The organism is Vibrio sp. 2433-A1 (assembly GCF_056726085.1).
On the sequence record NZ_JBRESC010000004.1, the window covers coordinates 40,441 to 53,107 of the forward strand.

12 protein-coding genes are annotated in these 12,667 nt (G+C 45.4%); 10 read left to right on the forward strand and 2 right to left on the reverse strand.

Annotation, left to right across the window (positions count from 1 at the left end; genetic code table 11):
* Positions 1 to 32 precede the first annotated feature (32 nt).
* On the reverse strand, positions 33 to 1,376 hold the full coding sequence (locus tag ACU01J_RS05395; protein WP_481084734.1) for an NCS2 family permease: 1,344 nt from the start codon (positions 1,374 to 1,376) through the stop codon (positions 33 to 35).
* Positions 1,377 to 1,510: 134 nt separating this feature from the next.
* On the reverse strand, positions 1,511 to 1,864 hold the full coding sequence (gene uraH / locus ACU01J_RS05400) for a hydroxyisourate hydrolase (RefSeq protein WP_394126916.1): 354 nt from the start codon (positions 1,862 to 1,864) through the stop codon (positions 1,511 to 1,513).
* Between the two features lie 347 nt (positions 1,865 to 2,211).
* On the opposite strand from uraH, the gene puuE reads away from it, so the two are divergent.
* From puuE to ACU01J_RS05450, 10 genes are all read left to right on the forward strand, one after another.
* On the forward strand, positions 2,212 to 3,135 hold the full coding sequence (gene puuE / locus ACU01J_RS05405; RefSeq protein ID WP_481084735.1) for an allantoinase PuuE: 924 nt from the start codon (positions 2,212 to 2,214) through the stop codon (positions 3,133 to 3,135).
* A gap of 1 nt (position 3,136) precedes the next feature.
* Positions 3,137 to 3,652 carry a 2-oxo-4-hydroxy-4-carboxy-5-ureidoimidazoline decarboxylase gene (uraD, locus tag ACU01J_RS05410; RefSeq protein ID WP_481084736.1) on the forward strand — a complete coding sequence of 172 codons (516 nt, stop codon included), beginning with the start codon at positions 3,137 to 3,139 and terminating at the stop codon, positions 3,650 to 3,652.
* A gap of 125 nt (positions 3,653 to 3,777) precedes the next feature.
* The gene (gene alc, locus ACU01J_RS05415; protein ID WP_481084737.1) at positions 3,778 to 4,764 is read left to right on the forward strand and encodes an allantoicase; all 987 of its coding nucleotides are present in this window, start codon (positions 3,778 to 3,780) and stop codon (positions 4,762 to 4,764) included.
* 14 nt (positions 4,765 to 4,778) lie between these two features.
* Positions 4,779 to 5,330, forward strand: a complete 552-nt coding sequence (locus tag ACU01J_RS05420) for an ureidoglycolate lyase (protein ID WP_481084738.1) — start codon at positions 4,779 to 4,781, stop codon at positions 5,328 to 5,330.
* 23 nt (positions 5,331 to 5,353) lie between these two features.
* Positions 5,354 to 6,634, forward strand: a complete 1,281-nt coding sequence (locus tag ACU01J_RS05425; RefSeq protein WP_481084739.1) for a urate hydroxylase PuuD — start codon at positions 5,354 to 5,356, stop codon at positions 6,632 to 6,634.
* Between the two features lie 87 nt (positions 6,635 to 6,721).
* Entirely contained in the window at positions 6,722 to 6,871 is a 150-nt protein-coding gene (locus tag ACU01J_RS05430; RefSeq protein WP_481084740.1) for a hypothetical protein, read from the forward strand.
* A 107-nt stretch (positions 6,872 to 6,978) separates the two neighbouring features.
* On the forward strand, positions 6,979 to 7,479 hold the full coding sequence (locus tag ACU01J_RS05435) for a putative pterin-binding protein (protein ID WP_394126601.1): 501 nt from the start codon (positions 6,979 to 6,981) through the stop codon (positions 7,477 to 7,479).
* Positions 7,472 to 9,604, forward strand: coding sequence for an ATP-binding protein (locus tag ACU01J_RS05440; protein ID WP_481084741.1), 2,133 nt, complete (start codon positions 7,472 to 7,474; stop codon positions 9,602 to 9,604). The genes ACU01J_RS05435 and ACU01J_RS05440 overlap by 8 nt, the downstream gene beginning before the upstream one ends.
* A 375-nt stretch (positions 9,605 to 9,979) precedes the next feature.
* Positions 9,980 to 11,272, forward strand: a complete 1,293-nt coding sequence (locus ACU01J_RS05445) for a carbohydrate porin (RefSeq protein WP_481084742.1) — start codon at positions 9,980 to 9,982, stop codon at positions 11,270 to 11,272.
* Between the two features lie 377 nt (positions 11,273 to 11,649).
* Positions 11,650 to 12,645, forward strand: a complete 996-nt coding sequence (locus ACU01J_RS05450) for a LacI family DNA-binding transcriptional regulator (RefSeq protein WP_481084743.1) — start codon at positions 11,650 to 11,652, stop codon at positions 12,643 to 12,645.
* The last annotated feature ends 22 nt before the right edge of the window (positions 12,646 to 12,667 follow it).

The window sequence follows — 12,667 nt, forward strand, 5'->3', positions numbered from 1 at the left end:
CGTTCAGGCTAGATTTCTTTGGGTTGGAGCGATTAGATATAGATAAGTTTAGCGACGAAGATAACAGTTAGGATGTACATTGAAATTGATACATCTTTTGTCTTGCCGGTTGCAACTTTAAGTACTGTATAAGTGATAAAACCTAGTGCAATACCATTCGCGATTGAGAAGGTTAAAGGCATCATCAGTGCAGTGATTGCAGCAGGAGCGCCGTTAGTGAAGTCTTTCCAATCGACGTGCTGCATACTGCTCATCATTACGAAGGCAACATAGATCAGTGCGCCCGCTGTCGCATAGGCAGGGATCATGCCTGCTAGTGGTGATAGGAAAATCGCAGCTAAGAATAGCGCAGCAACAACAATGGCTGATAAACCGGTACGAGCACCCGCAGCAACACCTGCCGCACTTTCTACGTAACTGGTTACTGGTGGACAGCCGACACACGCGCCAGCCACACTTGAAATTGAGTCTGCTTTTAACGCCTTGCTAAGCCCTTCGATCTTGCCCGTTTCTTTATTGACTAGATGAGCGCGTTCCGCGACACCCATTAGTGTACCAGCGGTATCAAACATGTTGACGAATAGGAAAGCTAAGATCACGCTGACCATCGAGATATTAAATGCGCCTGCGATGTCCATTGCCATAAAGGTTGGAGCAATACTTGGCGGCGCTGCGAAGAAGCCATTGTATTGAACCAGACCTAGCATCATGCCAACCACAGTGACACTCAAAATACCGATAAGCACTGCGCCAAACACTTTACGCTCGCTCAGTACAGCGATAATTAGGAATGCGATAGCGGCTAGCATAGCATCAGGCTTAGTGAAGTCTCCAAGTGAGACCAATGTCGCTGGGTTTTCGACGACGATACCGGCCGTTTTAAGGCCAATTAGACCAAGAAACAGACCAACACCTGCTGTCATCGAGTAGCGTAAGCTGACTGGAATACTCTCAATAATCCACTGACGGACTTTATAAAAGCTCATCCCGACGAAGAGGATACCTGACAGGAATACCGCGCCTAACGCCACTTCCCAGCTGTAACCCATTTCGCTAACTACAGTAAATGAGAAGAACGCGTTTAAGCCCATGCCCGGTGCTAGACCGACAGGCCAGTTAGCAAAAAGACCCATGAGTAAACAACCGATCGCGGCACCAATACAGGTTGCGACGAATACCGCACCTGAGTCCATCCCTGATGCCGCCATGATTTGAGGGTTAACGAAAATGATGTAGGCCATTGTAGCGAACGTGGTGATCCCCCCGATCATTTCATTCTTTACGCTGGTTCCATGTGCTTTCAGTTTGAAAAAGCGCTCTAAAAGGCCACCAGATTGACCTTCGTTATTAAGCACTTCTGCTTTGCTTTCGTTCATGTCAGCAAGTCCTTTTGTTTGGATGTTTCTTCAATTGAATACCACGCTCTAGTGTGCTGCCGGCTCTTTTGGCTCGCGACCTAGACTCCAATTTTCCTGATGAATGTTAAGTTTGACGTTGTTAGAAATTCTTTTTAGCTGCCGCGGTACGTTGAGAAACTGTATGGAGAAACAAGCAGCGGAACATGATAATGCGCGCCTTCTTCACCAAGACCAAAGCGGATGACCACATCATCTAGGAATGGCACTTCACCAAGGTCGACATCTCTCTTACGGTAATAGTCTGCTACATGGAAAACCAATTGGTATTTGCCTGTTGTGAATGCCTCACCTTCAAGCACTGGCTCGTCTGTACGTCCATCGAAGTTAGTGGTGACCGTTTTGATTTTTGTCACGCTATTGCCTTCGATGCGAAACAACTCAACCAGAATGTCAGCTCCGGGAACGCCATGCATTGTATCCAATACGTGTGTTGTCAATTTACCCATAATCATTAATAGCGCTCAGCGCTCTCCTAATTTTTTGAGGTTTCTTATTGTATACAAAGTTGTTCTAACTTTGCTTTTGATACCTATATATGTACACAAAATATCCATATAGTAAAGCGCGTTGTTATAAAAATGTTATTATTAAAAGTAGCAAAAAGTGAAATGTGTGACATCAAGCGAATCGAGAAAGATTAAGGCTTATTGGCTAAGTCTATGAAATATAAGGTTGTGTCTCGATAAAGTAACTTTAGCAACAAAATCTTTACATTAAGATAATTTATTGTATACAATGAATGTATGAAATTAAAAAGACAGCTACGAATTGTCTTGGTTTAAGGAGAGCCTGAATGGATAAGGATTATTCACGAGATCTAATTGGCTATGGGGCGAATCCTCCTCACCCTAAATGGCCTGGTGGAGCTCGTATCGCCGTGTCGTTTGTATTGAATTATGAAGAGGGCGGAGAACGTTGCCTTCTGCATGGGGATGAAGAGTCTGAAGCCTTTCTATCTGAGATTCCAGCCGCACAGCCTATTAAAGGTGAGCGTCACATCAGCATGGAATCTATCTATGAATATGGTAGCCGCGCAGGTGTGTGGCGAGTTCTAAAACTGTTTGATGAGTATGAAATTCCTCTTACGGTTTTTGCTGTAGCGATGGCAATTGAGCGCCACCCAGACGTTGCACAAGCGATGGTACAAGCGGGGCATGAGATCTGTAGCCATGGTTATCGCTGGATTGATTACCAATACATGGATGAGTCACAAGAGCGTGACCATATGATGAAAGCGATAGAGATCATCAAAGAGATCACCGGTGAACGACCTTTAGGTTGGTACACAGGTCGTACTGGCCCGAATACCCGTCGCATTGTTGCTGAAGAAGGTGGCTTTCTTTACGACTCGGATGCCTACGATGATGACTTGCCTTATTGGCACACCGAAACGGGTCAGCCACAGTTGGTGATTCCATACACCTTGGACGTGAATGACATGCGCTTTGCAACAGCGCAGGGTTTTAACTCTGGTGAGCAGTTCTATCAATACCTTAAAGATACCTTCGATACGCTTTACGCCGAAGGTGAAACAGCGCCAAAAATGATGTCAGTCGGTTTGCATTGTCGCCTGATTGGTCGCCCGGGGCGTATCGCCTCATTGAAACGCTTTTTAGATTACGTAAAGCAGCACGATGATGTTTGGCTATGTCGCCGTGTTGACATTGCTCGTCACTGGCACGAGAACAACCCATACACACCAACAGAAGGAAAATAACATGACTGAATTTCGTTTTTGTAAACCATCACAGATGGCACGTTCGGAATTTGTCTCTCACTTCGGTGATGTGTATGAGCATAGCCCATGGGTCGCAGAATCGGTCTACGATCAAGGGCTTAGCGACCAAGATAACCTTGTGGCTAACCTGCATTTAAGAATGGCAGAAGCGCTTTTGAATGCAGAGAAAGCAAAGCAACTTGCACTTATTAATGCTCACCCGGATTTAGCGGGTCGAGCAGCAATCGACGGTGAACTCACAGCGGCATCGACTGCTGAACAGGCTGGCGCTGGTATCGATCAGTGCAGCGCTGAAGAGTTCGAAAAATTCACTACGTACAACGACAGTTACAAACAACGCTTCAACTTTCCCTTCATCATGGCAGTGAAAGGGGCCAATCGTTACCAAATTCTTGAATCGTTCGAGAAGCGATTAGGCAATGATAGTGACACTGAGTTTGCTACAGCGATCCAGGAAATCAACAAGATTGCCCTGTTTCGCTTACGAGATATGTAAGTCACGGAGAGGTCGACTATCTCGTTCTAACACCTAACAGGTGTTGATATCCGAAATAAAGGATATAGCGCTCGATAAGAGCTTACTCATTAACCTATTTTTGAATAATTGGAAGGATAAAGGAAATGTCCTTAGACTTTGAACAATACATTAATCTTGCTGACGATAAATTAGGTGCAGAAGCTATCTACGCTACTGACGATTTCTTTGCTGATAAAAGCCGCCTACTGCGCCGTGAAGCGCCAGAGTGGAAAGACGATTTATACGATGATAACGGTAAATGGATGGATGGCTGGGAAAGTCGCCGTAAGCGTGGTGAAGGCTACGATTACTGTGTAATTCGCCTTGGTCTTGCTGGCACGATTGCTGGCGTTGACATCGACACTTCTTTCTTTACGGGTAACTTCCCTCCGTCAGCGTCAATTGATGCGTGTTATTCACCAGACGGTGACCCAACGGATGCGACAGAGTGGCAAGAGATCCTGCCATCAATGAGCCTTCAAGGTGATCATCATCATCTAGAAGAAATTGCAAGCGAAGAGGTATTCACTCACTTACGTCTAAATATCTACCCAGATGGTGGTGTGGCACGTCTACGTGTTTACGGTCGCCCGAGTGTGGATTGGGATCGCATTGACCCACAGCAGCAAGTTGACCTAGCCGCCGTTGAAAATGGTGGTCGTGCACTGGCATGTAGTGATGAACACTACGGCAACAAATCAAATATCCTTGGCCCTGGCCGTGGTGAGAACATGGGTGATGGTTGGGAAACCGCACGTCGCCGTACACCAGGTAATGATTGGGTGATTGTTGCGCTGGGTAATGCAGGTAACGTTGATCGCGTCGTGGTTGATACTGCGCACTTTAAAGGTAACTTCCCAGACAGCTGTTCAATTCAGGCAGCGTATGTGAAAGGTGGTACAGACGACCAAGTCGCGACGCAAAGTTTGTTCTGGCGCGAACTGCTACCAGCTCAAAAGCTTAAAGCTCACGATATTCACGAGTTTATCTCAGAGGTCAATGACCTAGGTGCAATCACGCACGTTCGCCTGAATATATTCCCTGATGGTGGTATTAGCCGTCTGCGTTTGTTTGGCACAAAAGGGAAATAAGCGAGGGGAAGATTATGAGCAATGGAATTCGCCGTTTAGCAATCGAACCCTTAACCAAACAAGCCTTTGCTGAGTTTGGTGATGTGATTGAAGTGGACAACAGTGACTACTTCATGATCAACAATGGTTCGACTCGTCGTTATCACAAACTGGCCAAGACGGATGTGCAAGATCAAGGTGGTGAAGCCATCATCAGCATCTTTCAAGCAACACCGCTTAGCTACCCGTTAACGATTTCAATGCTAGAGCGTCATCCACTAGGGTCACAGGCATTTGTTCCGTTGCTTGGTCAACCGTATCTCATTGTTGTTGCTCCCAAAATAGACAACCCATCACTGCAAAATTGCCGTGCGTTTTATAGCAATGGCCACCAAGGTGTCAATTACCACAAAGGCGTTTGGCACCACCCAGTACTTGCGTTGACCGATCAAGACCAGTTCCTGATCGTTGACCGAGGTGGAGAGGGGCATAACTGTGATGAAGTCTTCTTTGAAGCCGATTTGGTTTCACTACACTTAGAAGACATTCCGGCGAGTAACAGACAAGAAGTAATGCTCTCTGAGTAGAGTGCTGTAAGAAGGAATTTATTATGGATCCACATATCACGGAGTGGTTGAACTTAGCGATTCGCTGGGTTCACATGATAGTTGGCATCGCATGGATTGGTGCTTCATTTTACTTTGTTTGGTTAGAAAACAACTTGAATCGCGTTAATCCAAAAACGGGCCTATCGGGCGATCTTTGGGCGATTCACGGTGGTGGTATTTATCACCTAGAGAAGTACAAACTTGCGCCGCCAGAAATGCCAGAACACCTACATTGGTTTAAATGGGAAGCGTACTTTACCTGGATCACCGGTGTGCTGCTACTGGGTGTGGTTTACTACCTCAACGCCGAGATCTACTTGATTGCTCCTGGCTCAGGTATGGAACCGAGTACTGCGATTGCAATTGGTATTGGTGCCTTGATTGCGGGTTGGTTTATCTATGACCTACTATGTGACTCGCCGTTAGGCAAAACGCCAATGTTATTGGGTGCGGTACTATTCGCACTGTTAGTCGGTGCTACCTATGGTCTGTCTCAAGTGTTTAGTGGCCGTGGTGCGTACATTCATGTTGGTGCAATTATCGGTACCATCATGGTCGGTAACGTATTCCGAGTGATCATGCCTGCGCAGCGTAACTTGGTCAGTGCGATTGAAGAAGGTCGTGAACCTGATCCAGCGCTACCAGCGAAAGGTTTGTTACGCTCTCGTCACAACAACTATCTGACGCTACCCGTGCTGTTCATTATGATCAGTAACCATTTCCCAAGCACCTATGGTTCAGAATACAACTGGGCGATTCTTGCTGGCCTTGCGATCTTTAGTATCTTGGTTCGCCACTACTTTAACACCCGTCATGGTAGCCAGAAGTTTGCTTGGACTGTTCCTGTGGCAGCGTTGGGTATGATTACACTTGCGTTTATTACTTCTCCTTATGCCAACAGACCAGCTGCTCCAGTAGCGAAAGCGACGGTTGTGGCTGAAGCGCCTGTGGAAACGGCGACGCAAGCTGTATCTAGAGACAATGCTCAAGCTGCAAATACCTCAGAGCAGCCTGCTGATATAGAAGTGAACTTCGCCATCATTAATCAGGTTATTCAAGAGCGTTGTTCTGTGTGTCACTCAGCAACACCGACGCATGCTGCCTTTGCTGCAGCACCTGCAGGGGTAATTCTTGATACGCCTCAGGAGATTCAAACCAATAGTCCACGTATTGCGCAGACTGTCACCACCAAATACATGCCGCTTGGCAACATGACCCAAATGACTGACGACGAGCGTACGCTTATCGACAATTGGGTTCAACAAGGGGCGGCGATTAACTAATCGCCAGCAACCAAATCACGTTTATCGGACTGCAAACCCGGTAAACGTGATTCATGCAAACGTGGTATTTCCCGCTATTTATCTCATGTGATCAATGAAATTGCTCCTCACGTTGAAAGCATTGCTGATGTAGCCCGCAGCAATACTGATATGGTGACGCAAACTTCTCAGCGCTGTATCAGCTTAAAAGAAAATGCAGACTCACTTAGCCAACTGGTGGCGAAGTTTAAGTTTTAGCTAGCAGAATATTCAGTTACAAATCGTCGTCTATACTGTGGAAAAGGGTGGTTGCAGTCATCTTGGCTACAACCACGTAGTCAACTGTGACGAAAACTGGGTACTTTATGACTAGATTATTACGTGCTTTGTTGATGAGTTGCGCTGTTGTCTTAGCCAGTACAGCGCACGCGATCCCTTCCCCTCAAGGTGAGCCTATCTTATGGATTTCAGGCAAAATCTCTCAATCTAATTCGGAGTCAGGTGTAGAGATGGATGAGGCGATGGTACAAGGATTAGATAAGGGCACCATTCGTACCAATAACCATGTGATAGAGCAGGTCACAGAGTATTCTGGTCCGACGCTAATTAGCTTACTTGATTATGTTGGCGCAACTGGAACTCAGGTTAAAGTAACGGCGTGGGATGGATATGTTGCAACTATCCCTATCGCTGATATCAAAACCTATCAAGTTTTACTGGCGACTCACGAATCTGGTAAGCGAATGACCATCGATGATAAAGGGCCGTTTTTTATTGTTTTTCCGTTTAGCGATCGTCCAGAGCTGAAGAATGACTATTACTACAGCTTATCGATTTGGCAAATAAAGGACATTGTTGTTGAGTAAAGGTATCGAAGGCACAGATGGAGTCGCAGGGCGATTTTTTATCGGCGTCATTTCGGCGCTGTGCTTAGTCTTGATGGCAATGATTGTCTATTTCTTTCATTCGCTCTCTGAGATACGCAATATTCCCTCTCAGCCTTACGTAACCATCGTCAATAATAATCTAGCAGCAAAAAACAAATTGCTGCTATTGAAGTCTGCGGCCAACCAATTTGCACTGGCCCCAAGTTCCCAAGCGTTAGTGCGACTCAAGGTCAAAGCGAGAGTGTTTAGATCGAGCATTATGCAAGATCTACGTTCGAAAGAGACTCAAAGGGTTCACAAGCAGTATGGGAACATCAATTCGTTGGCAGAGATTATTGCGGGCATAGAGCAAGCGTCGACGATGTTGCAAAAGGTCACTTTGGTGGATGAGCAGGTGTTAACGTCTGCGACGCAAAATTTGGATGCGGTGTATAAAGATCTAAATGAATACTTGTCCGGCTTTATAACTGAAGTTCAAAAGCACCAATTGGAATTTAATAGGCACAAAGAAAACCTCTATGATAAGCAGTATGTGAACCTTGCCATCATTCTTGTTTGCTCACTTTTGATGATAGGGGTGATCTCTTGGATGTACCTCAACCAGAGTAAATTGAGTCGCGATCTAAAAGAGCGTTCTATTCGATTGGAAGAGGCCAAACAGCAAGCCGAAGAAAGCGCCAAAGCCAAAGCTCGCTTTCTTGCCAATATGTCACACGAAATGAGAACCCCGCTGAATGCGGTAATAGGGCTGAGCCAAAAAGAGTACTATCAAGAGTCGGATAAGCAGACTAAAGAGTTTATCTCAATGATTAATAACTCAGGTCAGCATCTACTGAAATTGATCAACAGTGTGTTGGATCTGAGCAAAATAGAGCAAGGCCAAGTTGCACTTGAAAAAGAAGAATTTAACGTAAGTGAGCTGATCAACTCGTGTAAGAGTATTTTGGTTGAGATGAATAAGCCGGAAGTGGATGTATTTTTCCGCTCCGATCTAGAGCAAGATTTCAAACTGTTTGCCGATCTAACCAAATTGCTGCAAGTGATCAATAACCTCAGTTACAACGCCGTGAAATTTACCAGTCACGGTCATGTGGATATTCATAGTGATATGACCCAAGTTGATGAACAGTGCTATTTAGTCATGACGATAACCGACACCGGTATTGGAATGACCCAAGAACAAATGGCAAAAGTGTTTAATGAGTTCACTCAAGCGGATGAATCCATTACTCGCCAGTACGGGGGCACGGGGCTAGGACTCTCGATCTGTCAATCTTTGGTTGAGCTAATGAGCGGGACGATTACGGTGGAAAGTGAGCTAGAAAAAGGTACTTGTTTCACTGTTAGCATACCGGTCGATGTCGTGGAAAAGGTCGATCTTGTTTCCGATCGTACAAGACAACAAAAAGTACACGTTGTAGCGGCAAATCCTTATGCGAAGCAGCTTATTACTTCCGATCTCAAACGTTTAAACACCTTGGATGAGCCCGCAACAGTCACGGTATATTATCAAAGCCGAACTGATGAGTTAGCACAACCTTTGCCTGCTCAGGCTGAAGGTCAACCTATTATCTACATTGGTGATGTCCACAGCGAGCATCCTGAGATTAAGGATCACATAAAGTTGAATAAACCTTATGATATTTTCTCGCTACTCCGTGCAATTGATATGCTCAGCAACGATTACAGTGAACCTGTATTAGCGAGTGATAACTCAGATTTACAGGGGCTATCGGTTCTTATTGTTGAAGACATGAAAGTGAACCAGATTGTTGCTGAAAAAATGCTATCAGTTTTAAATGTGAGTACCACTTTGGCTTATAACGGCCAGGAGTGTCTGGACACACTTGAGTCTCAACATTTCGATATTATTTTGATGGATATTCAGATGCCGATTATGGATGGTATTGAAGCATTGAAACGAATCAAACAGCAGCACTTAGCTCCGAATACGGCCATTATTGCGCTTACCGCCAATACCTTTGAAAGTGATGTCAGCTACTACCTTGAGCAAGGATTTGATGATGTGATTCCTAAACCTTTCCAACTCGACTGGATGAAGGGCATGCTGGAAAAGCACAGCGTTAAATCTCTCGCCTCTTAAAATTTCTCACTGAGTCATCTACCTCTTCATCATTTCGTCGATGATTTTGTTCAAAAACTCACAAAGTAAAATGAGTGTTTTCATGATTATGAAACGTTTCATTTGTGATGTGGTTTTAAGGCTCCAATTCCGTGATATTTTCGTGACAACTTTCGCTGATTTCCATGAAATGAAACCGATTTCAAATCGGATTTTTACGCGGTTTTACTTTTAATTTATTGATTGAAAACATATTTACTTACTGTGCGATTATTGAACAGTTTCATGGGTTTTCGTACCAACGGTGGTTGTGAACCAGTCCGATATTTTCAGGCTTTTCATTGCTTATTATTTTTGCCGAAAGATAGCAAACCTAATAAATAATAGGGATATAACATGAAAAGCTTTAAAGTTTTACCAATCACCCTAGCAGTGGCCTCTTCGCTTGCAGCCGCTTCTGTCCTTGCCGACAACACGGATATCTCTGATCTAGAGCAGCGTATCCAAGAGCTCGAATCCAAGCTGGTTCAACTCGACTATACCGATGATCAACAACCAGCAGTGCTAACGCCTGAAACAGAAGTACCTTCAGGCATTATCTTCTCTGGTTACGCGCGTTATGGTGCGCATTACTCATCTGGCGATAACCGTTATGTAGAGGTGGGCAGCTCTGGTCGTTCATTGGGTCGTCTGGGTAATGAAGCTAACGGCGGTGAAGTACAGTTAGCGAAGATATTCCAAGCGGATAACGGCGCTAAATGGGATCTAGTCTTCATGGTGGACGATTGGAATAATGATCAATGGGGCTCATCGGGCGGCGTGAACCTGAAGAAAATGTATGCCGGTGTGACCAATATTTTTGAAAGCCAACCTGAACTCTATATGTGGGCAGGCCGAGATTTCCATCAACGTCCGCAACAAGGTTTGAATGATTACTTCTGGATGTCTCATGATGGTCAAGGTGCAGGCTTCAATAACTTTAATTTAGGTGGCGCAAAACTCGATATGGGCTTTGTTGGCGCAGTTGATAGCAACGATGGCGCGCTTGGTAACGATTCTGGCCGTTATGCAATTACCTCTAAGCTGCATGGCATTGATCTCGGTATCGGCAACCTTGATCTGTACGCTAACTACGGTTTTGCCTCTGATGAAGCGAACTCGGCCACTGAGCCAAACGTCAGCGATGAAACGGCATGGCAAGTGGGTGCGGTAATGGGGTTAGGCGCTTCAAACAAGTTGGTGATGAAATACGCCGACGGTGCGGACAACTCGGTATTTGAGCTGCAAGGCGATGATTACAAAGTCACTTACGTCAGCTTAGAGGGTGGTTACACAGCGTCAGAGCAATTCATTATTGATTACTTGGTTTCATACAAAAACTTCTCAGGCACAGACACGGATGAGAAGAACGAGTACGCAGGCATCGTTCGTCCACAATACCAATGGGATGACGTTCACTCGACATGGCTAGAAGCGGGTTATGCGATGGAAGACTTTGACGACGGCAGTGAAAAGAACGGTTGGAAAGTGACGCTATCGCAAAACGTTTCGCTAGGTGGCTTGCCTTGGAGTCGTCCAATGTTACGTTTCTACACCACAGTGGGTGATGTGGAAACTAAAGGCCCAAGCACAACAACGGTAACAGCCGATACGGTCGCTGTGGGTGCCATGTTCGAAGCGTGGTGGTAATCAACTCTAGTAATACTGTCTATTTTTCTGCTAGCGGTAAGGCAGTGAAGCCGCTAGCCAGATTATGATTAACTCCAAATCATTTGAGCCGCATTGATGCGGCTCTTTTTTGTTTCTGAAACCAATCCCTCCCTTCATTTCATCGATTCGTAAAATATCTCTTTCTGGTTAGGCTTTAATCATTTCATGAAACAGTTTCATGGCACCATGCGAAACTTCCCCCTGCTTCATTGTTTGGTAAATCAGGCCAAATAAGGCGCGGTTGAGTGTGATTACTCTCACGCTACTCACTAAGCAAATCATCAATACTAGCTCCATGAAAGCGGTTTCTATTGAAGAAATCGGCTTTGAATGCAGGCAGTAGTCGAGGTGTATAAGTGGCCACAATTAAAGATGTTTCTGAGTATGCAGGTGTCTCTCAAGCGACCGTATCACGAGTGATCAACGGTACCAGCCGAGTCAGCCATGATAAGAAGCTCAAAGTGGAAAAAGCGATACAAGTTCTCGGCTATCGCCCAAATGCAATTGCACAAGCGCTGGCTTCTAGCCGTACCGGAAGTATTGGCATCATCGTGCCTGAGTTAGGTGGCCCTTTTTACTCTGGGATTCTACACAGCATTGAGAACAGGCTACGCCGATTGGGTTACCACGTGGTGGTGACAGCGGGTTCCAACACAGAACAAGGGCAGCGAGAGTCAGTTGAGTTTCTTCTTGGTCGTCGAGTAGATGCAATGATTTTGCACACTCAGCACCTGACGGATGATTACTTAACAGACCTTGAAGCGAAAGGTGTCGCGTTAGTGTTGGTCAATCGATTCGTACCAGAGCTTGCGCAGAACTGCATTGAAATAGACAACGAGTTAGGTGGTCAGTTAGCGACTGAACACTTGTTACGAATGGGGCATCGTAACATCGCATGTATTACCGGCCCTCTGGATAAATCCGATGCACGGGGGCGTCTGCAAGGTTATCGCAAGGCACTAGAAGCGGCCGACATCTTGTTCGACGAAGCATTGATTTCAGAGGCCGGTTTTACCGAGGAGTCGGGTGTGAGTGCGATGCGTAAATTGCTAAAACGCGATTGTTCATTTACCGCTGTGTTTGCCTGCAATGATCATATGGCATTCGGAGCGTTTGAAGTGCTCAAAGAGGAAGGGATTAGCGTACCTGAACAGGTTTCATTGATGGGGTTCGATGACATCTTGTTCGCACGCTACATATCGCCACCGTTAAGCACTGTGAACTTTCCTATTGAACAAATGAGTGCCGAAGCCGTTCAACTGGTGATTCAAATACTCAATAAAAACAAGCGAGACGTGAGCTTCAAACTATCACCAACTTTGGTGCCTAGAAGCTCTGTGAAACAACTCTAAATCCTACAAAATCATTTAAGGA

Excerpts from the sequence above, each read along its gene's own strand:
- ACU01J_RS05395 (WP_481084734.1), bottom strand. The coding sequence starts at position 1,376 with ATGAACGAAAGCAAAGCAGAAGTGCTTAATAACGAAGGTCAATCTGGT.
- uraH (WP_394126916.1), bottom strand. The coding sequence starts at position 1,864 with ATGGGTAAATTGACAACACACGTATTGGATACAATGCATGGCGTTCCC.
- puuE (WP_481084735.1), top strand. The coding sequence starts at position 2,212 with ATGGATAAGGATTATTCACGAGATCTAATTGGCTATGGGGCGAATCCT.
- uraD (WP_481084736.1), top strand. The coding sequence starts at position 3,137 with ATGACTGAATTTCGTTTTTGTAAACCATCACAGATGGCACGTTCGGAA.
- alc (WP_481084737.1), top strand. The coding sequence starts at position 3,778 with ATGTCCTTAGACTTTGAACAATACATTAATCTTGCTGACGATAAATTA.
- ACU01J_RS05420 (WP_481084738.1), top strand. The coding sequence starts at position 4,779 with ATGAGCAATGGAATTCGCCGTTTAGCAATCGAACCCTTAACCAAACAA.
- ACU01J_RS05425 (WP_481084739.1), top strand. The coding sequence starts at position 5,354 with ATGGATCCACATATCACGGAGTGGTTGAACTTAGCGATTCGCTGGGTT.
- ACU01J_RS05435 (WP_394126601.1), top strand. The coding sequence starts at position 6,979 with ATGACTAGATTATTACGTGCTTTGTTGATGAGTTGCGCTGTTGTCTTA.
- ACU01J_RS05445 (WP_481084742.1), top strand. The coding sequence starts at position 9,980 with ATGAAAAGCTTTAAAGTTTTACCAATCACCCTAGCAGTGGCCTCTTCG.